Raw genomic sequence first — 25,970 nt, 5'->3', positions numbered from 1 at the left:
AAAAGAGATCGGAACGATTAATCGTTCCGATCTCTTTTTTATTACGTAGTAACGATTCTATGACGAGCTTTAATCTTACTCACGGGAGGTTCGGAAGAAAATATATTTTTTTCACCGATTTTATCATATAGACCGGTTGACTTTAACATTTCTTTTGGCTGGTGCTGTAAGCCGGAAATAACGACTTGGCTATGCGAATCTTTCAAACGTTCGACCACCTTCGATAGTAAAGCTTCTCCAGATGTATCAATAAAGGATACTTGGCTCATTCGAAGCAATAAAACTTTTGGTTTCGCTTCAGCGATGTTATCAAAGGAATCTTCTAATACTTCAGCCGATCCAAAGAAAAGAGATCCTTGCATGGTATATTCCATCAATTCAGATTTGTGAGCGTTTTCAGATGTTTCCGCTAAAACCTTGGAAATCTTCAGTGATCCGCTCATTCGTTTCACGAACATGACAATAGCTAAAAGTAGACCCACGCCTACGCCTGTTGTTAAATCGATTGAAACTGTTAATAAAAACGTAGCTACAAGTACAAATGAATCAGCCGACTTGGTTTTTAAAATATGCGCAAATTCTTTACGCTCACTCATATTCCAAGCCACAAACATTAAAATAGGTGCCATACTTGCCAGCGGAATGTTTGATGCATAAGGAGCAAGCATCACAAGGACCAATAAAACAACTAAGCCGTGTATGACTCCTGATAATGGAGAAGCTGCGCCGTTTTTGATATTGGTAGCTGTTCTGGCAATGGCACCAGTTGCTGGAATTCCTCCAAATAGCGAGGTAGCGATATTAGCAATTCCTTGGCCCACAAGCTCTTTATTGCTATTATGCTTGGTTTTGGCCATATTATCAGCAACAACAGCCGATAGTAAAGATTCAATACCTCCAAGCATCGCAATTACGCAGGCAGCTGGAAATAGCATCACGATGTTATCCCATGTTAAATCTGGGAAGCTAAAAGATGGTAGTTTACTCGGAATGGCACCGTAAGTAGAGCCAATCGTTGCAACTTTTCCTGGGAACAGTGTAATGGCTACAAGTGTGGAGACAAGAAGACCTAGAAGGGCACCGGGAATTTTAGGTAAAAACTTTGGCGTTGTAATCACGATAGCTAAACAAATAGCGGCTATGATGACGCTGTAAATGTTAATCGTTGCAATTTTTCGTAGGATTTCAATCATATTTAAATGAAATTCCTCATGTTTTGCAATTCCTTTTAATCCTAAAAAATTAGCGATCTGACCTGAGAAAATAATAATCGCAATTCCTGCTGTAAATCCAATCGTCACAGGGCGCGGAATAAACTTTATAAATTTCCCTAGCTTAAATATTCCGAGAAGCGTAATCATAATTCCAGCCATAAAGCCGGCAATAATGAGGTTCTCATAACCATATTGCATGACAACTCCAAGCAGCACCGGAACAAATGCACCTGTTGGACCTGCAATTTGAAATTTCGATCCGCCTAATATTGAAACCATAATCCCTGCGATAATGGTTGTATAAATCCCGTATTCAGGTCTTACACCAGAAGCGATGGCAAAGGCCATTGCTAAAGGAATAGCAACGACCCCAACAACCAAACCGGCGATAATGTCTTTTTGTAAATGCCGTGCTGAATAGCCTTGAAATCGGTTATCTTTTAGCATTCGATAAAATCCTCCTTCATGAGCTTACGGTTTCAGTTCGGTCTTGGGAATAGCCGTTTACAACAACGTCAAGCTTTCCTGTTGAAGGATGAATAACCATTCCAGAAACAAGCACGTCTTTTGGTAATAAAGGGTGATTTCGAATCATATCCACACTGTTTTCGACACTATCTTCTACACACTCAAACCCAGTCAGCCATGATTCTAAATCAATACCAGCATATTTTAGATTACGAATCTGTTCCATGCTAATCCCTCTTTGTTCAGCAGAGGCTAAAATAGCTTCAGCTTTCATGCCCGTCATTCCACATTCATGATGACCGATGACACATACTTCATCAGCTTGCAAAGCGTAGACGGCAACTAATATACTTCTCATGACGCTGCCAAAGGGATGGGAGATAACAGCTCCGGCATTTTTTACTATTTTTGCATCTCCATTTTTTAGCCCCATGGCTTTAGGAAGTAATTCTAACAAACGTGTATCCATACAAGTTAAGATCACTATTTTTTTGTTAGGAAATTTGGATGTTTGAAAAGCCTCAAATTGATTATTTGTTACAAATTTTTCATTAAACTTTAAAACTTCAGATAGACAAGTCATTGTTTTCCTCCTGCGTTATTTATTTTTAACTTATTTTTTAGTCTAAAGATAAGAGTTAAAAACGAACTAAATAAAATATTAAAATTTTCTTAAAATATTCAGAAAAAACTTATAAATAAATCAAATTTATATGCGTGAAATTATGTAAGCGTATTCTTTATTTGTTTTCACGAAAAAATAGGAATTATATGTTAAAATGGTACAAAGTTGGAATTGTCTAAAAGAATGGTAGAGAGGAGGAAGGCAAAAGTGAAGGCTCTTATAGCAATAGGCATTATTTTCTGTTGTTTAGTAGGGTGCAGTTCTAATGCTCAAGTCACCAACGACAAAGAAATGGGGGAGAATATTCAGCAATCATTTGAAAAAAAAGGTGTGAGCTCAGTGGATGTATCGAAGTTAAGTGATTTTAAATGGGAAAAAGGATATTTATTAACAAACAAAAGCAAGAAAGCCGACGTAGAAAAACTTGTAAACGCACCGGTTAGTGAAGAGGTGATGAAAAAAATATCTGCTGCTAATCAAATGCTTGTGTTTGTACACGAAGGAGAAGTTGTCCGCTATGTAGAACTACCCCAAGATTTCATAGCGCATGATAAAAACCAACTTGAATTTTCATCTGCTCATTCTGAACTAAAATTTAATAAAAAAAGGGAGGGAAAGCCTATAAAAGCAGGAGAAAAAACGTTAAGTTCAGAAGATGCTTTAACTGTAGAATCAATTATGAAACAAATTCAATGGAAAAAAGCTGATTACAGCGTCGCTCTTGATCCAGATGTACAGCTTACTTATGAAGGCGTCGTATACAATGTACGATTCACCGCCGAGAGTGCGGAACTTACTTCTAAAAGAAGAGGGGTATACGGCAAAGTAACAGGAGAAACAGCACAGCAGCTATATGACATATTGATGTAACCTATTGATTTATCAATAGGTTTTTTTGTGCACATATTTTTTAAATTTACATAAAATGTCTTTATATTATTGACATTAACGTTAACGTTAATCTATAATAGTAATATAGAATTGACGTTAACGTTAATGTTAAAGGGAGGTGAAGGGGAAAGCATGTATCTAATCGATGACGTGACGAAAATGACCGGTTTGACCAAGCGGGCTCTTCGGTATTATGAAGAGATTGGACTCATTTTGCCCCCGCAACGCACAAAAGGAAATGCACGGATTTATTCCGAAGAAGAGGTAAAAGAACTAAGAAAAGTAGCAGAAGCAAAAGAAGTTCTCGGTTTTTCTTTACAGGAGCTGCAGCAGTTTATGTCGCTCAAAAGAATGATTGAAGAAAGAAGTGAGCAGCAAGGATTATCAGCGAAAGAGATAACTAAAATAGAAAATTTACTGGAAAATCAAATCAAGATGATTGAATTTAAAGTGGTTAAAATGCAGGCATTTAAAACAGAATTAGAAGAAATGCGAGAATCTGCTATGAAAATACATGAAAAAACAAAAACAAAAGGAGAGATGAAAGAGTGGAAGGACAGCATTCAAATAACCGATTAGGTCAAATTATTACGGTAGTAGCTACTTTTTTAGCATTTATGGGAATCGGGGTAGTAGATCCGATTTTACCGGAGATTGCTAAGCAAATTGGAGCTTCTCATTGGCAAGTAGAAATGTTATTTACTTCCTATTTATTAATGATGGCTATTATGATGATTCCAGCAGGCATCTTAGCATCACGTGTAGGAGACAAGCGTTTGATGGTAACAGGACTTATCATTGTGACGATTTTTGCAGCCTTATGCGGGTTTTCTAACAATATTCCTCAGCTTTCCATTTTCCGAGCAGGATGGGGACTTGGTAATTCGTTTTTCTTTGCAACAGCTATGACGCTGCTTATTGCATTATCAGGTGAAGTAAAAAAAGCAGTAGGATTATATGAAGCTGCGATTGGTTTGGGAATGGCCGGAGGACCGCTTGTAGGAGGCGTGTTAGGAAATGCTTCTTGGAGATTGCCGTTTTTCGGTACAAGTGCTTTAATTTTTATCGCCTTTATTTTAGTATTAACGATTGTTAAACAGCCTACAAGCACTAAGTCTCGTAAAGCAGCGGGTTTTAAAGACATGGTTACACTTTATAAATTAAAACCATTTACTCAAGGCGCTGTATCAGGCATGCTTTATTACTACGGATTTTTTACAGTGTTAGCTTATACGCCGCTTATTCTATCGATCGGAGCTCTTCAAATTGGCTTTGTTTTCTTTGGATGGGGATTATGTTTAGCTTATGGCTCAGCGGTTTTAGCACATCAGTTAGAAAAAAGATATCAGCCAAAACAAGTGTTACATGTTAGCTTAATTGTTTTTTCACTTATTTTAATTTGTTTATTTGCTTTTGATGCAACATGGTTGCGCATTGTTTTAATCATGGCAGCGGGTCTTGTATCAGGACTTAATAATGCATTATTTACGAGTCATGTAATGGAAGTATCTCCTTATGAACGAGGACTTACATCTGGAGGATATAATTTCTTAAGATGGTTAGGTGCAGCGTTTGCTCCTTTATTATCAGGAGTTATCGGCAATGCCGTAGCGCCTCAAGCTCCTTTTCTCGTAGCAGCGATTCTTGGGTTGCTAGCTTTTGTTATTATGGTTATAAAAGTAAAAACAACTTCTCAAACGAATGAAGCTGTATCTAAATAAACGTTGAAATAAAAGGCTTTTTCTTGTAAAAAGCCTTTTATTTTGTTTTATGTTATAATAGTAAAAACGTTTTTAATTATAAAAATGAAACTTTATACCAACTTGTACGTATACTTTATATGTACATAAATCTTTTTAGGAGCGTGATGCCCATGGCCACCTGTCAAAATTGTAATCATAAATGGAACTGGAGGACAACCTTTAAACAACTGTTAACATTTAGAAACGTTTTAGAATGCCCACACTGTGACAAACAACAGTATATCTCTGCAAAATCCCAAAAGCGATTATCAATCTACTCATTTGCACCCCTTATTATTTGGCTTATTCTCTCACTATTTGACTTTTCCTTTCCATCCATTGTTGTCGCGGAGCTTATTTTCTTCATAGCAGCGGTTATTATGATGCCACTTTCTTATGAAGTAAGCAGCGAAGAAGAACCCTTGTGGTAATAAAAAAACCTTCCGTTAAAACGGAAGGTTTTTTTATGCGGCTTTACCGTCTAGCTGTTGTCCGTGATGGCGCTGATAATACACCCACCCAGCATTCAATAGTAGAAGAACACTGGTTGTTAAGAATACGTAAGGAATTCCTTTAGCTCCGGCAATTTGTCCGCCAATGACTGGACCGGCCAAATTCCCAAAGTATTGCGCTGTTTGATTATAGCCAAACATTTTACCTGTAATAGAGTCCGGCACAATTTTCTTCAAATAAGAATTAATAGAAGGTAATAATCCTCCCATTGCGAAACCGAGTAAAAAACGAAGTAAGAATAGCTGCCAAGTACTATGCACAAAGGCCTGCAAGCCGCAAATAATCGCTACGATAAGCAAGCATATTTGAAGCACATTTTGAGGACCCACGCGATCGCTGACTTTGCCAAGTTTTGATGCAGCTAAAATATTTGAAATTCCTGTTGCCGCCACGACAAAGCCTGAAATAAGGGCAAGGTGATCGGTATGAGTAGACAGTTGTTTTACATACAGTGTAACGATTGGCTGAATAGCCATAACCGCAAGCTGCAGCAAAAAAGTTGTAACAAATACACCAATCACGGCCTTTGAATTTTTAAGAGACAGTAACCCAATATTAGATTCTTTCGTCGTTTTCGCCGTCTCTTTTTTGTCTTCTTGAATTAAATTTACAATTAAAAAAGACAAAAACATAAATGCACCCGTCACGAAAAAGACGTGGCGTAGCCCGATTGTATCTCCTAAGTATCCGCCTACTAGCGGTCCTAATAAAGATCCTGATACAGCCCCTGTAGACAACGTACCTAATGCTTTACCGCTGTGCTCTTTAGGTGTTTGAGTCGCTACTAACGTAATGGCTGCAGAGATGAAGCCGGAAACGGCCCCCATTAAAAAGCGCAGTCCGACAAGCTGATAGACATTTTGCACAAAACCAATAGAAGTCATAACAATTGCCATACCCAAGCTTGCGCGAAGGAGCATAAGCTTTCGCCCATATTTATCGGCCAAACTCCCCCATAAAGGAGAAACGATAGCCGCCATTAAAAAGGTAGATCCAAATGCAATACCAGCCCATCTGCTGATGGAGCTTATATCGTGAACTCCCAGCTTTTCAATATAAAGCGGTAAAAACGGAATAACTAAACTCATCCCGGCTGTGGTGCAAAAAGAACCGAACCAGCAAATGTACAAGTTTCGTTTCCATAATTCCATTCTATTTCCTTCTTTCGTTGTGCCGCATGGCGTGAAAACAACAAAAGAGCGAAACCATACGGCCTGCTCTTTTAGCATATATGCAGCATCTTTTTATCAGTTTAAATTATACCATATACCAGAAATATTTAAAAATAAAATGATTCACTTAGTGAACTATTAACGTGAAATGAAAACAGAAAGATGTGCTGTGTGTACGCTCGGCTTAGAACATAAAGTGACCCTTGGTTCACTTATTACCTTATGCTGTGACAGTGGGGATTATGTAAAGAACTTACGCATCACTGAAAAATGCGTCAGATAATCTGTCCAAAATATACGTTATATCCGCAAATGTTGTCTATTTATCAAATAATGTGTAAAACAACCTGGTGAAAAGAGTGAATTTTCTGTTTTTTAACTCTATATTAAAACTATGTTCTCATTATTCATAATGTGCAAAGTGTTTTAAGGGGGAATTCATATTGGAACAAATGATTAGTACAATAAGTGAAATGATTTGGAGTACGCCAATGCTTTATCTATGTATAGGAGTGGGGCTTTTATTTACTATTCTCACTAGATTTGTACAAGTTCGATATTTGAAAGATATGAGCACCCAAGCGCCAGATGGTTCGTTCATTGTGGATCATTTAAAAGGAGTTGAAGCCGGGCCTCAATATACGCAGCAAGCAGTTGAGACGGTGCTTTCTGGATTCGGATCAGGGTTTGTAGCTGTGTCTCTCGTGTTTTTCGCCTTTACTACGATTATGTCACAGTATTATATTGCGGAAACGAACTTAGCTTACGTAATGAAAGGCAAACAAAATAAAATAGTATCCATGTTCCTAAAGGCAGCTCTTTTAGCCACTACTTTATACGGATCTATCCGAACGGCTGAAGCTGCATGGGCATTAGCAGACATCGGAGTTGGAATAATGGTTTGGCTCAATTTAATTGCAATTTTGAGTTTAGCTAAGCCAGCTTTAATAACTTTAAAAGATTATCGCCAGCAGAGAAAACTAGGGATAGACCCTATCTTTTCTCCAAGGAAATTAGAAATTCAAAACGCTGATTATTGGGACGATGAATATCAGCATGATCAAGATAAGGAAAATGTTTCATAAATCAAAAAAGCCAGCTGGGGTTATCCCGTTGGCTTTTTTGATTTATGAAGAAGCTCTTTTGACCGCTTGAAGATGGTAATGATTCGTTCTTTTCCGGTATAATGTGGCGTGAAGCGTCCTCAATTTATTTTCGTTTGAGCATTTATTTATAATAGAAGACATATAAAAGGACGGTGGTATGTAAATGACTAAAAAAGAAAATGAATCCATTTATATTCAGCAGCATTTAGCAAATGAACGAACGTATTTAGCGTGGATTCGAACGTCTATTGCCACACTCGGCATTGGCTTTGTTGCAGGCGGCCTACATTTCAATTCTGGAAAAAAATTAAGTGAAGCAGCCGATACCCTTATTATTGCTGTTATTATCTTTTCTTTAGCTGCAAGTGCAGGTTTGCTTCTCTTCTCAACCTATCATTATTTTTCAACCCGCAAAAAAATTAACAGCCAAATGTATCAATCTTCTCACGCTTTGGTTATTTTTGTTTTAATGATTATGCTGATGCTGATCGGCGCTCTTATGTTTTACTTTTTTAACATAGCGTAAAAAAGTTTAAGATATAAGAAAGAAGGGAAAGCAGTCCCAGAGAATTTACGGTTTTATGAAAGAAAAAGAAGATCTATTGATATGGTGGTAATGGCAGATGTAATTATAATAATATCTTCTTTATGAACCGACTGTATAATTTTACAGGTTAAATTCTTTGTTAACCGCGGATAATGGAAAAGGAAAGCTTTATAAGCCGAAACTTATCCAATACATGTTGAACATAAAAATTGAATATGAATTTCACTACAGAGTGAAGCGAAAGTAAAGGAGAACGCTGTTATGATTCAAACATCTAAGACCGTTGCCGCTCGTTTTTTTACGGAGCGTTTCTTTGATCAGGCTGCTCAAACAGCCTACTATTTTTTGTTATCTTTTGTACCGTTTATTATCTTTCTTTTTTCTCTGCTGAGTTTCTTTCCAATTGATACAAACAATTTGCTGATATTTATTGAACCATTTACGCCTAAAAGCGCCTACGACGTAATTGAAAAGTCAATTGAAACAGTTAACAATAGCGGGAAAAAAGTTTTATCTTTTAGTTTATTGGCGACTTTTTGGCTCGCATCTATGGCTATACAATCTTTGGTTCGCTCGTTAAATGATGCGTATCATATTCAAAGAAAACAAACGTTTTTGCGCGGTTTAATCAATGATTTAATTTTAACTTTTGGTTTTATGGTTGTGGTAGCCATTTCATTATTTGTACCAATTATTGAAGAGGTCATTCGACATTTGGTACTAACAAAAGTCCATGTTCCTGACATATGGTTTCAAAGCTGGACGACAATTAGATGGGGAATTGGGACATTATTTTTATTAGGCTTTTTTATTCTTTTTTACAAACTGATGCCAAGCGCAAGAGTAACGTGGAAAGATGTACTTCCAGGAGCTGTTTTCTCCACGCTAGGATGGCAAGTTGTATCTACCGGATTTGGATACTATGTCCAGTTTGGAAGCTACTCGCAAATCTATGGTCAGCTTGGAAGTATTATTATTTTAATGGTCTGGTTTTATTTAACGGCCGCTATTTTATTAATTGGCGGTTTAATAAACGGTAATAAGTTCATCAAAGCTCACAAGACAACGTATAGAGACGCGGAAAATGACTAGGGAAACCTAGTCGTTTTTTTATATTCAGTTTTACAGTTAGAAAGTTTATCAAAAAAATATTGCGGGTAACTATTGAATATCTCGTTGCCTTCCCTTTACCCACAACAAAAAAGCAGTAGGAGTTCACGTTGAGATGAGGTGGAAAATTGAATAATTTTAATCGGTTTTTAATCGCAATTATTGGAATTGCAGGACTGATTTGTTCCGGTATGTTAGCACTGATGGTTTATAGGGTTCCTCACCTTTCAAACTGGTTAGAAAAGTGGCAGCATCAGGAGTGGTTTTACTACACAATTTTATCAATAAGCGCATTTTTAACAGTTATTTTTATTATTTTTCTTTTAACAGGCATATTTAGCAGACCGCCTAAAAAGAATTTAGCAATTGTAACTGGTGAAGGCAAAATAACAATTTCTAAAGCAACGATCGAATCTACAGCTTTACGAGCAATTAGAAGCTTTCAGGGAATACGCTCTCCTGAAGTCCAGGCATCTATTCATTCTCGCAAAGAAAAAGTTAGTCTGTATATCAACTGTTCGTTGTTTGGACGAGATGGATTACCAACGCTAGGAAAAGAAATGCAGCTTGAAACAAAACGCGCCGTGGAGGCCTTACTCGAGCTTCCCGTTCACTCCGTCCGTATTGACTTAACAGATACACAAACACGAAAGAAAGAGCGTGTTGTGTGATGAAGGAGGGACATAATGGGTACTCCAGATAAATTGATTCCGTACCGTGGCCGAGTACTTGGTATTCTGGCAGGTTTAGTGTTGGCAATTTTGTTATTAACAATTGGTTTTGGTCCCACGCTGCTAATTGTAGCTTTTATGGGAATTGGTTATGTAATTGGGAAGTGGCGAGACGGTCATTTAGACATAAATGCTTGGGTAGGATTCTTTACTAAAGGAAGATAGGAAATCACTTTAAGGGAGATGTTAGTTATGGCAGTTAATGAAACAAATACAGCAGTAAAATCTCAGGAAAATACACATCAAAATACATTAACATTTGAAGATCAAGTTATTAAAAAAATTGCTGGAATTGCAGCTAATGAAATTAAAGGGATTTTATCAATGAGCGGCGGATTTATGAGCGGGTTAACAGATCGCTTCCGCAGCACTGAAGATATCACAAAAGGGATTAACGCTGAAGTAGGAGAAAAGCAAGTTGCCCTTGATTTAAAAGTAATTGTCGAATACGGAAAAAATGTTCCAGCCATTTTCTCTGAAACTGTTAATAACGTAAAAAAATCAGTTCACGAGATGACGGGATTAGAGGTAGTAGAAGTAAATATGCATGTAGAGGACGTAATGACTCGCTCTGAATTTGAAGCGAAAACGGATCGAGACAAAGAGCAGGAGTCAAAGCGTGATCTTGAATAAAATATAAAAGGTAAACACTTCCATTCATCATATATTCTTTGTATGATGAATGAGAAGTGTTTTTTTATGGGAGGGAGAATTCTATGATTTTGGTTAGTTCCTGCTTAGCAGGTCAAGGGTGCAAATATAATGGAAGCAGTGCCTTAGTTAAGGAAATTGAAGCGCTCGTTGAAAATAAAGAAGCGGTGATGATGTGTCCGGAACTGTTAGGTGGATTTCACACACCTAGAGAACCGGCAGAAATTATAAAAGGAACGGGAATAGACGTAATAAACGGAAATGCGCGAGTTATTGAACGATCGGGAAAAGACGTCACAGACATATACATAGACGGGGCCTATAAGGCACTGAGCATCGCAAAAGAAATAAAAGCTACTGTTATTGTACTAAAAGAAAACAGCCCTTCATGTGGAAGTGAACATATATATAACGGAGCATTTTCAAATGTTAAAATAGCCGGTGAAGGGGTAACGACTGCGTTGCTAAGAAAGCATGGTTTTATCGTTATGTCCGAATCTCAATTTGCAGCTGAAATGCATGGAGACCAATCATAATCAAAAAAAGCGTACACCATGTGTGTACGCTTTTTTATAAAATTTTATTTACTGTGAAGCGTATCTGCTGTGCTTTCTGTTCGTGTTACCGCATAAAGAGAGCAGAAAAGACCAAGCAAAACAAAAATAGACCCGACCCAGCCGTTATAAATAACAGAGTATTGATTAACGACAATTCCTCCAACATAGGAGCCGATCGCAATTCCTACGTGTGAAATCGCTGCATTAGTGCTGATTAAAATGTCCGACGTTTCGCGTGCACTATGAATAATTAAATTGCTTTGAGCTGGTGAGACCGCCCAGCTGAGCGCACTCCAAATGATCATAAGAAGCAAGAACACAACAAATGGTAAATGAACGCCAAAAGGCATAGCAATCATGCTAACAAAAAAGAGAGCAATCATGGTGATAACAGAAGAAGAAGGGTTCCATCTATCAGAAACAGCTCCTCCAAGTCCTCCTCCTGCCACGGCAGCAAGACCGAAAATACCATAAATAATGGTCACCATCGTTGTATTTAATCCTAGCGTTTCTTGTAAAAATGGTGTGAAGTACGCATAAAGAGTTAAATGACCCGCAAGTACAAACAATGTTGCTAGGTGAATAGCGAGCATTTTTTTATTCCGTAAAGCTTTTACCTGAGTTTTTAACGGTACAATTGGAGCAGGAGCTAGACGCTCCATTGTAAACCAAACGGTAATCATAATAATGGCAGTCAAAATTGCAATCATAACAAATACTTGACGCCAGCCAAGCGCATTTCCAATCAAAATACCAAGAGGAATACCTAAAACAAGTGAGCCGCTGATTCCCATAAATACGATGCCAATTGCTCTGCCTTGGTATTCAGGTTTTACCATTCTAGAAGCCATTGTGGTAGATAATACAATGATAAAAGAACCGCTCGCAGCAGCAAGAATACGTCCAATTAGTAGCATATAATAGCCCGAACTGTAGGCTGAAAATACATTGCTCAATAAGAAAATAAATAATGTCCACATATAAACTTTTTTACGCTCTATCTTAGCCGTCACATTTAGTAAAATCGGCGCAGACAAGGCATAAACAAACGAATAAATAGAGATTAAATAACCTGCTTTTGCTAATGATACATGAAATGCATCGGCAATTAAGTCTAAGATGCCTCCTAGAATTAATTCGACCGTTCCAACAACAAAGGAAGCAATCGCAAGTATGTAAACTTTTTTATTCATCAAAAAACCCCCTCTTTGAAAAGTTACAACTAGAATAGTAACCTTTTTTAAAAGAGATTTCAATAGGTAATATTAAAAAGGTTACTAATGAATTAGTAACCTTTTTAATATCGCAGTCGAGTAAGCAGCTCCATGATCTCAGGATCTTGAAGAAGCTGCTCTTGATATTTCTTTGTAATATGGGTAAGTGCGACGTCATGATAAAAGAAATCAGCAAAAACTTTTACAAGCGGCTGCGACATGGTTTTTATTGCTTTCCATGTCTCATGTTCAATGCCGGCAAATAAAAGGTAAGCGTCGTCAACAATAATCAACTGCGACGGCTCAAGGTTTTTATGATCATCTATTGGATTTAATGTATGTAAATGTTTGAGGGTAGTCTGCAAGTTTCCTATGGTTAAGACCTCGACGTTTACGCCTTGTTTCTCTTTTTCTTCTAGCAATGAGCGGTAATGTGCTAACTCATCATTCCACGCGGATAAAATAATAGAAGATTCCGCTTCATGAATCAACTGTTCAATGTGAGCAGAAATAGAGGATTTATCTTTTAAACTCCAAACATGATCATCTGTAAACGTTTTTTTAATTTTATATGTTTTTAATTCATTAATGTCATTTTCAAAATCAGCAGTAAGTTTTTGAATGACGGTTTGAAGGGCTACCGCTGAGTAAAGTTTCTTTTTCCCGGACAATGTATTTACTACAATACCTTTATCAATTAAACGATTAAGCACTTCATAAATTTTTGCTTTTGGAACATGCGAATACGTAACAATGGAACTAGCATCCAACGGGCCATCATTCGCAAGCAGCGCTTCATATACTTGACTTTCATACTGAGAAAAACCAAATTTTTGCAGCATAATTTTCTATTCATCATCCTTTCTTTTTTTAAGTATATCACGGTTCGTAAAAGTATTACTAATTGTATCAGATATAATAATCTTATTAAACTATGTTCTAAAAAATCATTAAAAATAAGATAAGCTATTAAAGGATCTTTATTACAGTAGAAATATTTTTAACCATATACTTTCTATACTAAAACATTCAACATTGGGTAAAGAAAAGAAAGAGGTGAAAAAAATGAAGAAAAATGAAAAACTACTGTTGAAAAAAATGAACATAAAACAGCAAAGAGAAGTGGCTGCTCAGCTTGAAGACGTACTGGATTCCTTACTGTCCCTTGAAGAAAAATTATGCTCAGCACCTGATAATAGCGAGTGGCTTTCTTTACAAGCTCAGCTTGAAAAAAGAGAACATGAGCTGAAATTCAAGCATAAAATGCTGTGCGAAGAATGGACAGCACTATAAAAGACAGGCATTTTGTCTGTCTTTTATTGCATCTAAATTTTCATCACTCGAATAGGGCTAACCATCAAAATAGCTAAAATAATCATAAGGTAAGGGTTTACGTAATAAAACATACCAAGCAGTGCGATAATTAGAGCTGGAAAAGGAATAGGAAGCCCTATAAAATAACCTATGGTTGGATTTGCACTAAATTTAGCTAATCTTAATGCGCCCATGCTTGGATAAATCATAAAAGCGAGTACGGTTAGCCAAGAGTGGGGAGAAAGAGTATGAAATAGCATTGCAGGCGCTACGCCAAAGCTTATAATATCAGCCAAAGAATCTAGCTCTACACCAAACTCACTGTTAACTTTCAGCTTTCTCGCAATTTTGCCGTCAAATAAATCGAAAAAAGCGGCTAGAAAAATAAAAAGAGCAGCTAAGCGTTCGTAGCTATTCATATTAAAAGCTATGGAAAATACGCCGCTTAGCAAATTTCCAATCGTAAAGAGATTCGGAACCCATTTTAACAGTCGAAGAATCAATGTCATACAACCGCCTTTCACAGTGTGTACGATTAGTGTAACTGTTAAATTATATTATTATGTGAGATGTCAGATAAAAAGAAGGTAGTATTGAAACCTGGCTGTCGTTCCTGTAATATATATCGTATAATACGATAATAACTAAAAATACGATATAAAGGAGCAAGATCATGAAAGTAGAGGAGTTAAACAGCTATTGGACGTCTATTTATTATCATTTGCACTATACGCATCAAGAGAAAATTACACACCAAACAATACGTCTTTTACAGCATATAGATAAATCATCTTCGGTTGGAATAAAAGAAATTGCGGATTATTTACACGTTTCACATAATACGGCATCTGAACACGTAAAGAGAAATATTGATAAAGGGTATGTATATAAAAATAGAGATATACATGATGAAAGAAAAGTAATTCTGCATTTAACAGAAGCAGGAAAAGACCTATTAAAACGGAATTCAAGCTTGGATGAAGAAAAAGTATCAGCTATTTTACGCGAAATGACAGCATCTGAAAAACAGCTGATTCAACAGGCTTTTCAGTTATTGAGTGAGCGTGCAAAACATGTATAGTATCATCAAAATTTTAATGTCGGCTCTTATTATTGCAGGGGTAACAGAAATGGCCAAAAGAGTTCCGACATACGGTGGAATTGTGGCTGCCCTTCCAATTGTGAGCTTACTAAGTATTATATGGTTATCAGTGCAAGGAGAAAAAAAGGAAGTGGTCAGTCAGTTTACACTAGGCGTTCTTTATGGACTGCCAGGCACTATTTTACTACTTGCTGTCGTCTATATTTGCTTAAAAAACTCTCTTCATTTGTTTATGAGTTTATCGATAGGAGTTATGTGTTGGGGCCTGTTTTTAGGCCTTCAAAGGATAGTGGTTAAACTAATTAATACATAAACTATTGGAATTTAATCCAATTTTCTGTAAAATGAAAGTCTAAGTAAAAGATAGGAGCTGAGTAGAGTTGAGTTTAGCAGAGAAAAAGTTAGGAATTGACCGAGTTGTTTTTATCGGCAGAACGTTTGAAGAGTATAGAGCTATGTTTAATTTGAATGAAAAGTATTTAAAAGGAAAAAAAGTGTTAGATTGTGCTAGCGGGGCCTGTTCTTTTACTGCTCATGCCTTGCAGCAAGGTACGGAGGCTACTAGCTGTGATATTGCCTATAAATTTACGGCAGAAGAGCTTGAAAAGAAAGGAAGCCTGGATTTAATTCATACGATGAATCAAATGCAGCACGTACAGGAACAGTATGTGTGGAAGTATTTTTCGTCTATTGATGATTTAACTGAACATCGAAAAAGAGCATTAAAAGATTGTATTGCTCATATGAAAAAGAACCCCGAAGCCTATCAGTACGGAGCACTTCCTAATTTGCCGTTTCAAAAGAACGAGTTTGATTTAACTCTTTGTGCAAACTTTTTATTTATGTACAGTGACCGGTTAGATTATACGTTTCATTTAGAAGCTTTAAAAGAACTGATACGCGTTACAAAAGAGGAAGTACGTTTGTTTCCTTTAACGAATTTAAGCGGCAAGATTTCTACCTATTTGCGGCAGCTGTTAGAAGAGATTGCGCCTCTAGTAAAAGGAACAGAAATAGCAGACGTCCCGTATGAATTTCAAAAAGGTGCCAATCAAATGCTGAAGATATATGTATAACAAATATAACGAAAGCCGCTTTTAGTTAAAGCGGCTTTTTAACATTCAAACGTTTTTTGGCAGTTTGAGTATGCTTCGTTATGGTTTCAGATCCAAGCGCTTTAGCTAAACCGAACGAAGGCATATTCACATATACTGATTCATAATTTCCTGCAGAAATGACATACGTTTCATGATAAATGCCCACTGCATTCGTTTTTGAAGCCTTTTTATAAAAAGAATTCCAAGCTTTTAAGTGCTGAGGACCTTTGGCATAGGAGGTCAATTGATCAACTGACTCCCAATATTGAATCAGCGTGATGGTTCTTAAATTAAAAGTTCCTTGCAAAGATAAAAATCCAAGGTTTTTGTTTGCATACAATTCGCGAATCATAGGAGGCATTGCTTTAAATACAGGGAACCATTTGTGTACGGCTGTCCATTTATTAATACGCATTCCTATAACAAAGACGACCAAATCCTTACCGGGCTTAGCCATCATACGATTGGAATGAATCATAAATTATGCGCCTCCTCATCATATAATTTATTAATCGTATCTTTGCACCATTCTATCGAAGCACACGTTGTTCGTTTACCGTAGTCTAGGGTAATAAGCCAATACGTTCTGTCGGGAGAAGGGCTGTTAGAAATGCTGTCTTCAATTCCGCAATACATGTGATAACGTTCAGTTAGTTTCTGCTGAGCGTTTTTTAACTGGGAAATTGTGAGCTGCTTTTCTTGCTGACTACTAAAAAAGAGTTTTAACAAAATTTCATTTCTTTCTGAAGGGAGCTGTTTAATAGGTTCACGCAGCCAATCTTGCAGAACTTCTTTTCCTTTAGTTGTTATTACATACTCTTTTTTATCTGGTTTATCAGTTTGAGCAACGGAATTGACCGTTGCTAGTTCATCATTCAAAAGCTTTTGTAAAGTGGGGTAAATTTGGCCATAACTGATTTTCCAAAAATGATTTAAACTTCGATCCATTAACTGCTTAATTTCATAACCAGTTCTGCATTCCGTGGTAAGCAGTCCTAAAATTGCATATGTTGTTTGATTTTCCTTCATTTATTTTCCTCACCTATATCTTTTTGATATATATTACCATAAACAGGATAATATTCAATAAAAAAACGCGAGAGTTATGCACTCTCGCGTCTAAAAAAAGGTTTGTATTGCTGAACCATCATTTGCGAAGCAGCAATAAATAAAAAGATAAAGCCTCCACACATTAGCAACATGACAGCACCTATTCTCCATAAAAGCTTTGGCATCAGCATATCTCCTTTTTTGAAGTTATTACCTATAGTGTAAAGAATAGCTTGCAAAAATTCTAGTCATAACTAGATATAATTTTATGACTTTTTTAGATTGACTCTTCCTTTGGATCATCTTCATCAAAAATAGGAACTTCCGTATATGTTTCTTCTTTTTCGAAAGCGGAAGAAGAATTTTCTTTTTCCTCTTGTGCAGGTTGTGCAGGCTTCGTTTTTCCAGAAGAAATATCTGATTTAGCGTTTTTTAACTCTTCCATGTCTTTTTGGATTTGGTCCGTGAAATCCTTTGGTATAGCTCCGCTTCCGTATGTAGCTCCGATGTTTAAAGTACCGCCGAGTTCTTTAATGCCAACTTGGCCAATATTATTGTTTTGTTCGTATTTATCAAGAAAAAATTTATCAATATGAATAGGCGGGGGAGCATTTTCTAAGAGTGCGGCTCTTTGGTGAATCGCTTTTACTTCTTCTTGAAGGGCAGACGTTCGTTTTAACATGTCCACCTGTACTTCAGTTAAAAGCGACATGCTGCGCTCTAATGCTGAAACTCTTTCATCTAGTTCGGTCATTCTTTCGAGATAAGGAGCCATTTTTTTCTTTACAGATTGTTCTATCAAGCTAGTTAAATCCGGATAAGGTACAGTTTCTATCTTTTTATCGCGAGGGGGTTGCGTGGAGATCACTTGTTCCAATTGCGCTACTTTTTCCTTTAAAAATTGAAGCTGGTTAGCAATCTCTTTCTTATCTTTTGCATATGCTTGTTCAGCATTTTTATGAGTGCTTCTTTGTGAAGGTGAAGAATCATTGGAGTGCGAGGGCTGAGCCTCCAGCTTTTTTTTGAGCATTATGAGAGAACCAATTTGCGGTTCGAGTTTTAAAAAACGGTTCATGTGAACTTCAAGCGTGTTAATGCGCTTGATTTGATGTTTGAAGTCCTCTAGCTCAGTATGAAGCTGTTGGTTAGTCTGTTTGGGGTTGAAAAATCCTTTCATAGACATTTCGCTTCTCCTCATCTTGGGCTTATTTCCGATGTAATAACAGTTAGATAAATATATATTGGTCCAGTTTGGAAATTCACGTTAAATTCTTTGCGTTTATAAATGCTTATGTGAACTATTGAATTTCATTCATAAAACTACTAAGCCTTATTCAATGTGAATACGTTCTTCTTGGAAAAACTGCCTGTGATAAGAAAGAATAAGCAGTCCATTTTCAAATTTCGCACGCAGATGATGCGCATCCGTAGGTTCTGGCAATTCAATAATTCGGTTAAAGTCTCCAGAAGGTCGTTCTTGTACAACCGGCTGTCCTGTGATGAGAGGGTGCGGTGAGCCTTTTAACAAAAGCCGGCTGCCTGAAACAGACACCTGCAAATTTTCTTTTAGATAGCCGGGCAAGTCAGCGATAATAATGATTTCATGTGGGGTAACGTAAATGTCAACAGGTGGAAAATTACTTTTAGAAGCCTGAGGTGCCTGATATGAATCAGGAGCATTCATATCCATATTTTCTTTCATAAATTCGTTAAAAGCAGTTTGATCAAAAACACCGTTCCAAAAGTCATTTGTTTGATATTTTTTAGCAAATTCCATCCACTGCATAAGTTTATCAAAGTCCATATGGTTTCCTCCTTACCACACATCATAAAAAGATGGAATTTGAATATAGTTTGAAAGGGGGGTGGTTTAAATGGCAGGTGCATCTATAAATATTAATATTTTAATGCTAAAGATAAATTCCTTTGAAAATGCGTCTGCAGTAAATATCGGACAGAATTTACTAGCAGACTGGAATAATTCAGATAAAAAAACACAGGGATTTGGGCAAAATTTTGGTGATGATAGCGGCTTTATAGGAACGAGAAGCTGTGTCGATGATCGAGATCAAATTGACAGCCCATCATCTTTTCAAAAAGTGCCCATTTCATAGAAAAAGCCTAATAAATATAGCCAGTTCAGATGCAGGTTATATTTATTAGGCTTCCGGTTGAATGCTAATAGACGAATAGATGAAGATATGCTGCTAGTTGTGCGCAGTAGAGGTAGAGGAAATGAAAAAAATTAAATTACGCTATTTTTAACTGAGTTTGAATCATTTACATCTGAGTCTATAATCCATGAGAACGGAGTTACGTTCGGAGAAAAATCTCCGTTTGATTCTCCCAGACCTTGATTACGTTTATAAGATACGAACACATCAAGCTGCTGATTAGGTCCTATGCTTAAAACGGATGAATTATCCAAAACGTTCACTTTGAAGGCTTGTAAGTTAATGACCATGGGCGAAAAAATCATATGGTTTCCTCCTTATTTATCATTTTTTGTTGCAAATGCATCTACATAATCATTATCTACAGTTTTTTGAGCAGATCCTGCTGTAAAACATTGATCAGCGTGCTGCTGTCCGAAGGCCTGATTTTTCTTTGCTGTGACATATCTTGTAACTTTTGACGTATTTCCAATAGAAATACTGCTTGCTTGATCAGCACTGCGAACGTTCAATTTTCCTAGGTTGATTTTTGTTGAGTCGAATAGCATATTATTCTCCTTTCAAACGACAGTTCTTCTAAGTCTTTAAAAGCTTATTGTAGCTTCTTTGAAAATATGAATAATACATGGATTCATTCAGAGAGTAGAAGTGGTCTACTGTAGCGTATTGTAGTTCTGTGTAAAACGTGAAAAGATTTTAAAACCTCGACAGGAAAAGGAGGGAATAATAAAAATGCACGATATTTTACATGCTGTAAACACATCAACAGTAAAAAGTGTGTTGGCAACGATTGTTCATGTAGAAGGATCCTCATATTTAAAAGAAGGAACGTCCATGCTGTTTCAAGAAAATGGGGAGAACATTGGGATGTTAAGCGCTGGTTGTGTAGAAGCAGATATTGCTGAGCGCGTAAAAGAGTTGTTCGACACTGAGCACGTATTAACCGTTACGTACAATTTGAAAGAAGAAGGTGATGCAGGATGGGGACAAGGAGCAGGCTGCAATGGAATCCTGTATATTCTCCTAGAACCTGTAACTGCGAGGATGAAGAAAAATCTTTTGCGAGTAAAACGTCATTTAGATAACCGAAATCCTGTTTTACATATTAAAAAATTAGAAAAAAACTTTACTCAAACAACCTCTTTTTATGTAGAAAAGACGGGCGAAACATTTGGTGCAAATAGCGACGCATCATCTTTTGCAACAGATGATTGGAATGGGAGAAAGAGCGGTATTCAACTTTCAAATTGCTCCCTGCTCACATATGCTCATCTATATAAACCAAAGCCTCGTCTAGTTATCTGGGGAGCAGGTGCCGATGCAAAATATTTAGTAGCACTTGCTGTTAGTACAGGTTTTTTTGTTACCTTATGCGACTGGAGACCGGCTTTATGTAATAAGGAACATTTTCCGCTAGCAGAGGAAATACATATTGGATTTCCAGAGGAAGTAGACAAACACTTGTCCGTTCAGCGCGATGATTTTGTTGTGATTATGACCCATAATTTTTATCGTGATCAAGAAATTCTGTCGCTATTAAAATCAAAAACTGTGAAGTATATAGGAGTTTTAGGACCCAAAAAGCGAACGCTTCGATTATTGAATACCGATATTCCCTCCCATATTCATTCGCCCGTGGGACTTTCCATAGGAGCGGTAGGGCCGCAGGAAATTGCGGTTAGTATTGTAGCTGAGTTAATTGGAACCCTTCGAATGTGTGATGGGAAAAAGGGGTGAAAATGCCCGTTTTAAATGTTGTAGCTGTTTATCTTGCCGCAGGATCTAGTAAAAGGATGGGCAGCAATAAGCTGCTTCTGCCTTTAGGGAATGAATGTTTAGGTAGTAAAGCTTTACAAGCCGCCGTTTGTTCAAAAGTGAATCATACAATAGTAGTGACAAAGAAAGGCGATAATCTTGAGTGGATTGAACCTATTCTTTTTTCAGAAGCATATCAGCAGAAGTGGAGTCATATTTCTTGTAGTAGCGCCTTAAAAGGTCAGTCAGCGTCTTTAAAGTGCGGATTACAAAAAGCAAAAGAACTAAGTGCTGATGCTGTTATTGTACTCCTAGCAGATCAGCCTCTTATAAGTATCGTGCTGATTAATACAATTGTTTCTCTGTTTGAGAACCATTCCTCCGTTCCCTTTATTTCTTCTTTTTATCAAGGAATCGCCGGAGCGCCGGTTTTATTTTCAAAACAAATGTTTCCAAGTTTGGATAAGCTGCAAGGAGACCAAGGAGCAAGAAAAATCATAAGACAAAACGGAACTGAAAATGGAATATTTTATGAATGTACCGACGCTTCCCTTTTTATGGATGTTGATACAAAACAAGCGTATGAACGTATTAAAAAGATATATAAAGAGAAATGTAGACGGGTTTGATTGACGGAGGTGAAAAGAGTGGAGATTATTGGGAAAAACGTGATTCGAAAAGATGCGTTAGAAAAAGTGACGGGAACAGCTCGGTACACAAATGATTACAGTTTTAAAGGTTCCCTTCACGTCAAAATAGTAGTCAGTCCTTACGCTCATGCAAGAATTCAAGCGATAGACATTCAAGCAGCGATTGCTATTCCCGGTGTTCACGCGGTTGTGACGGGAGAGCATCTGCCGTTAACAGGAGAAGGAGTTCGTGACCGGCGACCGCTTGCGTTTGAAAAAGTGCGGTATCACGGAGAAGCCGTAGTCCTTGTAGTAGCAGAAAACCCTGCACTCGCCGAGCGTGCGGCGAGCTCTGTTCATATTCAATATGAGCCGTTATCTGTCGTTCATTCTCCTAGCGCCGCTATTGAGCCAAATTCTCCTTTAGTACATGAAAATATGCACACCTACAAGCACGATGAAACGGTTTATCCAGAGCCCGGTACCAACGTAGCTAACAGAGTTAAAATACGAAAAGGCAATATGGAAGAAGGCTGGAGTAAAAGTGAGCTAGTAGTGGAAGAAACGTTTTCTTTGTCTCCTTCAGATCACGCGGCGATGGAAACAAGAAGCGCCGCTGCTGAAATTCTTCCGAATGGAGTAGTTAAAATTATCACTTCTTCTCAAGCTCCTTTTATGGTGAAAAAATTAATCAGTGAGTACTTTGAAATTGAAGCGGGAAAAGTGATCGTTGAAACACCGCTAGTAGGAGGAGGGTATGGAGGAAAAGCTGCTGTCCAGCTGGAGCTGCTTGCTTATCTAGCTTCAAAAGCTGTTGGTGGAAGGCTGGTTAAAATATTGAACACAAGAGAAGAAGATATGCTCACTTCGCCTGTTCACATCGGTCTAGACGCTAAAATTAAGCTAGGTTGTTCTAAAGAGGGACTCTTGCAGGCTGCTGACATTCTATATTTGTTTGACAGCGGTGCTTATGCAGATAAAGGAACGGATTTAAGTAAGGCTGCAGCAGCTGACTGTACGGGGCCTTATCGTCTTGAACATATCTTCTGTGATTCATTATGTGTATATACAAATCACCCTTACGCTTCCCCTTTTCGAGGATTCAGCCACTCTGAACTATTATTTGCATTTGAGCGTACGATGGACATCCTTGCTAAAAAAGCAGGTATAGATCCTTTGGAATTTAGAGAAAAAAACGCTATTTTACCAGGTGATACTACGCCTACACAAGTCCGTTTGACTTCTAGCAGCGTTGGTAACTTACCAGAGTGTATTCGGCGCTTAAAGCAGCTAATCAAATGGGAGGAAGGGCAGAGAACAGTTCATGAAAACGGCCTTATTACCGCCAAAGGGATTAGCTGCGTCTGGAAAACCTCGACTATTGAAACAGACGCGGGTTCAGGTGTTATTCTAACATTCAATCCGGATGGAAGCGTAAATTTAATGTCTGGCGTTATTGAATTAGGCACGGGAACAAAAACTGTGCTCGCGCAAATCTTGGCTGAAAAACTGCAGATGCGCATGGAACGTATTCATGTGCGAATGGAAGTAGATACTCAAACGACTCCTGAACATTGGAAAACGGTGGCTAGCCGAGGAACTTTTATGGCAGGAAGAGCGGTTTTAAAAGCCGCTGAAGATGTGATTAACCAATTAAAAAAGATAGCTTCTCATATATTCCGAGCTTCTGAAGAAGATATCGAAATAAAACATGAAAAAGTTTTTTTACGGGATGAGCCTCAAACCTCTTTGGACTTTAAAGAAATTGTGTATGGCTACAAATATCCGAACGGAAATGCAATTGGAGGGCAAATCATAGGGAGGGGTAACTATATTTTAAGAGGAATGACCTACTTAGATAAAGAAACAGGAGCCGGGCGTCCGGGGCCTGAATGGACCGTAGCAGCTGAAGGAGTTGAAGTGGAATATAATCCTAGAACGCATCGATATCGTATTGTAAAAGCTATTTCTGTTATTGATATAGGAACCGTGTTAAATGAGAAAATGGCAAGAGGTCAAGTCATGGGTGCGATGAGTATGGGACTATCGTTTGCGGGTAGAGAAACATTTTGGTTTGATTCAAACGGACGTATTTTAAACCCTCAGCTTCGGAAATATCGTCCCCTTCGCTACGGAGAGCATCCGGAGTACGTAGTAGACTTTGTTCATACACCTCAAATAGATGCAGCGTACGGCGCTCGGGGAGTCGGAGAACACGGGCTGCTTGGTATGCCAGCTTCTTTAGGAAACAGCTTAACGGTGGCAGCAGAAACAGAATTAAATCAACTTCCTCTTATCCCAGAATTGATTTGGAGAATGAAAGAAGGGAATGCAAATGATTTCGTTTGACTTTGAATATTATAAACCTGCAAGCGTTTCAGAAGCGATTGCCTTGTTTCAAGAGTTAGAGAATCAAGGGAAACAGCCGCGTTATTATGCTGGAGGCACTGAAATTCTGACATTGGGCAGATTGGGTTTGTTTGTTACCCATGCTGTTATTGATATAAAAAATATACCAGAGTTTCAAAAAGCAGAAGTTGATGAAGACTGGATGATTTTTGGTGCAGGTGTAACGTTGACTGAACTGGAAGAGAAAAACTTATTTCCTTTATTAAGTAAGTCTGCTAGCGAAGTGGCTGATCACACGGCTCGAAATAAAATAACGCTGGGAGGAAATATTTGTGGGCATATCTTTTATCGAGAAGCCGTGTTGCCGCTGCTTTTAACGGATAGTCAACTCGCAGTGGCAGGTCTCACTGGAACAAATGTTTATTCGATTCACGATCTTTTTCACCGGCGTTTGCAGCTGAAAAAGGGAGAACTTCTTGTTCAGATGTTTGTTGAAACGAAGTATGCTGCCCTGCCATACGTGAGTATAAAAGAACGTCAGCAGTGGGATACAGGCTATCCGTTAGTTACAATAGCGGCGTTAAAAACAGAAAAAAACATTCGAGTAGCTTTCAGCGGGGTATGTTCATTTCCTTTTCGCTCAGAAGAAATAGAAGAAGTGCTAAATCATGAAGAAACGCCATTAGAAGCTCGAATTCAAACTGCTCTTGATTATATACCGGCTCCAATTTTAAATGATGGAGAAGGATCGGATCGATATCGCAAATTTGTGATTAAAAATTTATTGTTTGATATTTTCAAAGAGCTGGGAGGAACGTAATGTGCTAAGAGATGAACGGTATAGAATAACAGTTAAGCTAAAGGTTAATGGGGAAGAAAAAATGGTTGATATCCGAACAGCAGATACGCTGCTTTACGTATTAAGAGAAAAGCTGGGCCTTACCGGAGCAAAACCAGGCTGTTTAAATGGAGACTGCGGAGCTTGTACAGTAGGGATAAATCAGCGGCCAATGAAATCCTGCCTCATGTTAGCGGCAGAAGCAGAAGAGAAAGAAATAATGACTATAGAAGGACTGAAGAGTTCACCTATGCAAAAAGCTTTTATTGAACACTTTGCTTTTCAGTGCGGTTATTGTACATCGGGTTTTATTATGAATGCTCATTTGCTTTCCAAACGCCATCCTTCAGGAAGTGACGATATTATAAAGGAGTGGTTAGCTTCTAATATATGCAGATGTACAGGATATAAAGAAATTGAAGACGCAGTAAAATCTGTTTTACACTTTTCGGAGCGCGAGTGAGAAAAGAAAAAGTAGAATTAGAATAACACTTACACGTGTTTAGAATAGTATGTGCTAAGGGTGTGGAGAATGTGGAATGGAAAAGCGGCTTTGACAAAGAAAGGGAACTTATCTTTGCCATTCAACGAGATCTGGATGTAGTAACGGCCATATTATTATTAACTGGCCAAATAACAATTATAGGAGTATTTGTGACACCCGGAGCTTTTCGTGTTTCAGTAGGCGGACCTATTACAGGAACCAGTCGCATCGAAGGAAAAGACGGAAATGTGGGAATTAATATTATTATTGATATGATTGATGTGTTTCTTGCGGCTTTGCTGCTTAATAACCAGATTAATGTGTCGGGCGCCTTTATTTCTTCTGGAAGATTTACCATTAACGTAAGTGGGCCTATTTTTGGCGTTCCCAAAACAGAACCTGCATTAAGTGAACTGAATCAATCCTCTCAGTTTTTTCATCGTACGGTATCAAAACATTTTTATGTAAATCCTGACTTAGTTGAAAAATTTACAAAGGACTGATTAAAATGTCATTAACAGATATACCTACAGTAAGACCTTCAGAGACGAGTATTTTTCTTATCGCCCTGCCGCTTATTATTTTTATCTTTTTCTTTACTCAGCCAAAAGCATCAGACGTTAAATAATCATGTAGC

General features: G+C 37.7%; 35 protein-coding genes. 22 read left to right on the top strand and 13 right to left on the bottom strand.

Annotated elements, in window-relative coordinates:
• Positions 1–41 precede the first annotated feature (41 nt).
• Together MKY06_RS13295 and MKY06_RS13290 are read right to left on the bottom strand one after the other, a co-directional pair.
• Entirely contained in the window at positions 42–1,661 is a 1,620-nt protein-coding gene (locus tag MKY06_RS13295; RefSeq protein WP_029322105.1) for a SulP family inorganic anion transporter, read from the bottom strand.
• Between the two features lie 16 nt (positions 1,662–1,677).
• Complete coding sequence (locus MKY06_RS13290) at positions 1,678–2,265, bottom strand: beta-class carbonic anhydrase (RefSeq protein ID WP_029322103.1); 588 nt, start codon at positions 2,263–2,265, stop codon at positions 1,678–1,680.
• A 249-nt stretch (positions 2,266–2,514) separates the two neighbouring features.
• Between MKY06_RS13290 and MKY06_RS13285 the strand changes: the two genes are divergently transcribed.
• The 4 genes from MKY06_RS13285 to MKY06_RS13270 all read left to right on the top strand — a co-directional run bounded on the left by MKY06_RS13285 (position 2,515) and on the right by MKY06_RS13270 (position 5,371).
• Positions 2,515–3,177: a hypothetical protein gene (locus MKY06_RS13285; protein WP_029322101.1), complete on the top strand. Its 663-nt coding sequence runs from the start codon at positions 2,515–2,517 to the stop codon at positions 3,175–3,177.
• A gap of 153 nt (positions 3,178–3,330) precedes the next feature.
• Positions 3,331–3,777: a MerR family transcriptional regulator gene (locus MKY06_RS13280; protein WP_013057292.1), complete on the top strand. Its 447-nt coding sequence runs from the start codon at positions 3,331–3,333 to the stop codon at positions 3,775–3,777.
• Positions 3,747–4,919: an MFS transporter gene (locus MKY06_RS13275; RefSeq protein WP_098287562.1), complete on the top strand. Its 1,173-nt coding sequence runs from the start codon at positions 3,747–3,749 to the stop codon at positions 4,917–4,919. Before MKY06_RS13280 ends, MKY06_RS13275 begins: the two co-directional genes overlap by 31 nt.
• 152 nt (positions 4,920–5,071) lie before the next feature.
• Positions 5,072–5,371 carry a TIGR04104 family putative zinc finger protein gene (locus tag MKY06_RS13270; protein ID WP_028413131.1) on the top strand — a complete coding sequence of 100 codons (300 nt, stop codon included), beginning with the start codon at positions 5,072–5,074 and terminating at the stop codon, positions 5,369–5,371.
• A 33-nt stretch (positions 5,372–5,404) separates the two neighbouring features.
• On the opposite strand, the gene MKY06_RS13265 is transcribed toward MKY06_RS13270, so the two are convergent.
• Entirely contained in the window at positions 5,405–6,604 is a 1,200-nt protein-coding gene (locus MKY06_RS13265) for a multidrug efflux MFS transporter (protein ID WP_170960152.1), read from the bottom strand.
• 473 nt (positions 6,605–7,077) lie between these two features.
• Between MKY06_RS13265 and MKY06_RS13260 the strand changes: the two genes are divergently transcribed.
• The 7 genes from MKY06_RS13260 to MKY06_RS13230 all read left to right on the top strand — a co-directional run bounded on the left by MKY06_RS13260 (position 7,078) and on the right by MKY06_RS13230 (position 11,306).
• Positions 7,078–7,710: an alanine:cation symporter family protein gene (locus MKY06_RS13260; protein WP_420742931.1), complete on the top strand. Its 633-nt coding sequence runs from the start codon at positions 7,078–7,080 to the stop codon at positions 7,708–7,710.
• 184 nt (positions 7,711–7,894) lie between these two features.
• Complete coding sequence (locus tag MKY06_RS13255) at positions 7,895–8,257, top strand: YidH family protein (RefSeq protein ID WP_098287559.1); 363 nt, start codon at positions 7,895–7,897, stop codon at positions 8,255–8,257.
• Between the two features lie 282 nt (positions 8,258–8,539).
• On the top strand, positions 8,540–9,370 hold the full coding sequence (locus MKY06_RS13250; RefSeq protein WP_078081880.1) for a YihY/virulence factor BrkB family protein: 831 nt from the start codon (positions 8,540–8,542) through the stop codon (positions 9,368–9,370).
• Between the two features lie 146 nt (positions 9,371–9,516).
• Positions 9,517–10,059: an alkaline shock response membrane anchor protein AmaP gene (gene amaP / locus MKY06_RS13245; protein ID WP_013057286.1), complete on the top strand. Its 543-nt coding sequence runs from the start codon at positions 9,517–9,519 to the stop codon at positions 10,057–10,059.
• Positions 10,060–10,074: 15 nt separating this feature from the next.
• Positions 10,075–10,284, top strand: coding sequence for a DUF2273 domain-containing protein (locus MKY06_RS13240; RefSeq protein WP_029322072.1), 210 nt, complete (start codon positions 10,075–10,077; stop codon positions 10,282–10,284).
• 27 nt (positions 10,285–10,311) lie between these two features.
• Positions 10,312–10,752 carry an Asp23/Gls24 family envelope stress response protein gene (locus MKY06_RS13235; RefSeq protein WP_013057284.1) on the top strand — a complete coding sequence of 147 codons (441 nt, stop codon included), beginning with the start codon at positions 10,312–10,314 and terminating at the stop codon, positions 10,750–10,752.
• A gap of 83 nt (positions 10,753–10,835) precedes the next feature.
• Positions 10,836–11,306: a DUF523 domain-containing protein gene (locus MKY06_RS13230; protein ID WP_029322068.1), complete on the top strand. Its 471-nt coding sequence runs from the start codon at positions 10,836–10,838 to the stop codon at positions 11,304–11,306.
• A gap of 44 nt (positions 11,307–11,350) precedes the next feature.
• Here MKY06_RS13230 and MKY06_RS13225 read toward each other — a convergent pair whose 3' ends face one another.
• Both MKY06_RS13225 and MKY06_RS13220 read right to left on the bottom strand, forming a co-directional pair.
• Complete coding sequence (locus tag MKY06_RS13225; RefSeq protein WP_013057282.1) at positions 11,351–12,520, bottom strand: MFS transporter; 1,170 nt, start codon at positions 12,518–12,520, stop codon at positions 11,351–11,353.
• Positions 12,521–12,624: 104 nt separating this feature from the next.
• On the bottom strand, positions 12,625–13,383 hold the full coding sequence (locus tag MKY06_RS13220; RefSeq protein ID WP_029322064.1) for a TrmB family transcriptional regulator: 759 nt from the start codon (positions 13,381–13,383) through the stop codon (positions 12,625–12,627).
• 223 nt (positions 13,384–13,606) lie between these two features.
• Between MKY06_RS13220 and MKY06_RS13215 the strand changes: the two genes are divergently transcribed.
• On the top strand, positions 13,607–13,834 hold the full coding sequence (locus MKY06_RS13215) for a hypothetical protein (protein ID WP_016764339.1): 228 nt from the start codon (positions 13,607–13,609) through the stop codon (positions 13,832–13,834).
• Between the two features lie 32 nt (positions 13,835–13,866).
• Here MKY06_RS13215 and pssA read toward each other — a convergent pair whose 3' ends face one another.
• Positions 13,867–14,358, bottom strand: a complete 492-nt coding sequence (gene pssA / locus MKY06_RS13210; protein WP_170959531.1) for a CDP-diacylglycerol--serine O-phosphatidyltransferase — start codon at positions 14,356–14,358, stop codon at positions 13,867–13,869.
• Between the two features lie 170 nt (positions 14,359–14,528).
• On the opposite strand from pssA, the gene MKY06_RS13205 reads away from it, so the two are divergent.
• The 3 genes from MKY06_RS13205 to MKY06_RS13195 all read left to right on the top strand — a co-directional run bounded on the left by MKY06_RS13205 (position 14,529) and on the right by MKY06_RS13195 (position 16,033).
• Positions 14,529–14,936 (top strand): MarR family winged helix-turn-helix transcriptional regulator, encoded by a 408-nt coding sequence (locus MKY06_RS13205; protein ID WP_013057279.1) that lies wholly within the window; start codon positions 14,529–14,531, stop codon positions 14,934–14,936.
• A complete protein-coding gene (locus MKY06_RS13200; RefSeq protein WP_064471732.1) occupies positions 14,929–15,270 on the top strand; it encodes a DUF3147 family protein in 342 nt (113 codons plus the stop codon). Before MKY06_RS13205 ends, MKY06_RS13200 begins: the two co-directional genes overlap by 8 nt.
• 67 nt (positions 15,271–15,337) lie before the next feature.
• Positions 15,338–16,033, top strand: coding sequence for a hypothetical protein (locus tag MKY06_RS13195; RefSeq protein ID WP_013057277.1), 696 nt, complete (start codon positions 15,338–15,340; stop codon positions 16,031–16,033).
• A gap of 25 nt (positions 16,034–16,058) precedes the next feature.
• On the opposite strand, the gene MKY06_RS13190 is transcribed toward MKY06_RS13195, so the two are convergent.
• The 5 genes from MKY06_RS13190 to MKY06_RS13170 all read right to left on the bottom strand — a co-directional run bounded on the left by MKY06_RS13190 (position 16,059) and on the right by MKY06_RS13170 (position 18,908).
• Positions 16,059–16,532 (bottom strand): DUF4188 domain-containing protein, encoded by a 474-nt coding sequence (locus tag MKY06_RS13190; RefSeq protein WP_013057276.1) that lies wholly within the window; start codon positions 16,530–16,532, stop codon positions 16,059–16,061.
• On the bottom strand, positions 16,529–17,083 hold the full coding sequence (locus tag MKY06_RS13185) for a PadR family transcriptional regulator (protein ID WP_013057275.1): 555 nt from the start codon (positions 17,081–17,083) through the stop codon (positions 16,529–16,531). The genes MKY06_RS13190 and MKY06_RS13185 overlap by 4 nt, the downstream gene beginning before the upstream one ends.
• A gap of 74 nt (positions 17,084–17,157) precedes the next feature.
• Positions 17,158–17,289, bottom strand: coding sequence for a hypothetical protein (locus MKY06_RS13180; protein WP_013057274.1), 132 nt, complete (start codon positions 17,287–17,289; stop codon positions 17,158–17,160).
• Between the two features lie 92 nt (positions 17,290–17,381).
• Entirely contained in the window at positions 17,382–18,287 is a 906-nt protein-coding gene (locus MKY06_RS13175; protein ID WP_098287557.1) for a hypothetical protein, read from the bottom strand.
• A 147-nt stretch (positions 18,288–18,434) separates the two neighbouring features.
• Positions 18,435–18,908 (bottom strand): Hsp20/alpha crystallin family protein, encoded by a 474-nt coding sequence (locus MKY06_RS13170; protein ID WP_013057272.1) that lies wholly within the window; start codon positions 18,906–18,908, stop codon positions 18,435–18,437.
• Positions 18,909–18,978: 70 nt separating this feature from the next.
• Here MKY06_RS13170 and MKY06_RS13165 point away from each other — a divergent pair, with 70 nt between their 5' ends.
• Positions 18,979–19,218 carry a hypothetical protein gene (locus MKY06_RS13165; protein WP_013057271.1) on the top strand — a complete coding sequence of 80 codons (240 nt, stop codon included), beginning with the start codon at positions 18,979–18,981 and terminating at the stop codon, positions 19,216–19,218.
• A gap of 131 nt (positions 19,219–19,349) precedes the next feature.
• Here the strand turns inward: MKY06_RS13165 and MKY06_RS13160 are convergent, their stop codons facing one another.
• Positions 19,350–19,583: a hypothetical protein gene (locus tag MKY06_RS13160; protein WP_013057270.1), complete on the bottom strand. Its 234-nt coding sequence runs from the start codon at positions 19,581–19,583 to the stop codon at positions 19,350–19,352.
• A gap of 12 nt (positions 19,584–19,595) precedes the next feature.
• Positions 19,596–19,826: a hypothetical protein gene (locus MKY06_RS13155; protein ID WP_013057269.1), complete on the bottom strand. Its 231-nt coding sequence runs from the start codon at positions 19,824–19,826 to the stop codon at positions 19,596–19,598.
• A 184-nt stretch (positions 19,827–20,010) separates the two neighbouring features.
• On the opposite strand from MKY06_RS13155, the gene MKY06_RS13150 reads away from it, so the two are divergent.
• From MKY06_RS13150 to MKY06_RS13125, 6 genes are all read left to right on the top strand, one after another.
• Positions 20,011–21,015, top strand: coding sequence for an XdhC family protein (locus MKY06_RS13150; RefSeq protein WP_029322057.1), 1,005 nt, complete (start codon positions 20,011–20,013; stop codon positions 21,013–21,015).
• Between the two features lie 2 nt (positions 21,016–21,017).
• Entirely contained in the window at positions 21,018–21,662 is a 645-nt protein-coding gene (locus MKY06_RS13145) for an NTP transferase domain-containing protein (RefSeq protein WP_098277923.1), read from the top strand.
• A gap of 18 nt (positions 21,663–21,680) precedes the next feature.
• Positions 21,681–24,011: a xanthine dehydrogenase family protein molybdopterin-binding subunit gene (locus MKY06_RS13140; RefSeq protein ID WP_098399482.1), complete on the top strand. Its 2,331-nt coding sequence runs from the start codon at positions 21,681–21,683 to the stop codon at positions 24,009–24,011.
• Positions 23,998–24,831: an FAD binding domain-containing protein gene (locus MKY06_RS13135; RefSeq protein WP_029322051.1), complete on the top strand. Its 834-nt coding sequence runs from the start codon at positions 23,998–24,000 to the stop codon at positions 24,829–24,831. Before MKY06_RS13140 ends, MKY06_RS13135 begins: the two co-directional genes overlap by 14 nt.
• Before the next feature lies 1 nt (position 24,832).
• Positions 24,833–25,312, top strand: a complete 480-nt coding sequence (locus MKY06_RS13130; RefSeq protein ID WP_013057264.1) for a (2Fe-2S)-binding protein — start codon at positions 24,833–24,835, stop codon at positions 25,310–25,312.
• A 71-nt stretch (positions 25,313–25,383) separates the two neighbouring features.
• Complete coding sequence (locus MKY06_RS13125; protein WP_029322049.1) at positions 25,384–25,836, top strand: hypothetical protein; 453 nt, start codon at positions 25,384–25,386, stop codon at positions 25,834–25,836.
• Positions 25,837–25,970: the final 134 nt, after the last annotated feature.

The organism is Priestia sp. FSL P4-0332, assembly GCF_038005845.1.
Taxonomy (GTDB): domain Bacteria; phylum Bacillota; class Bacilli; order Bacillales; family Bacillaceae_H; genus Priestia.
Note: the sequence above shows the minus strand (reverse complement) of the source record. Positions and strands in the feature narration are given on the sequence as shown.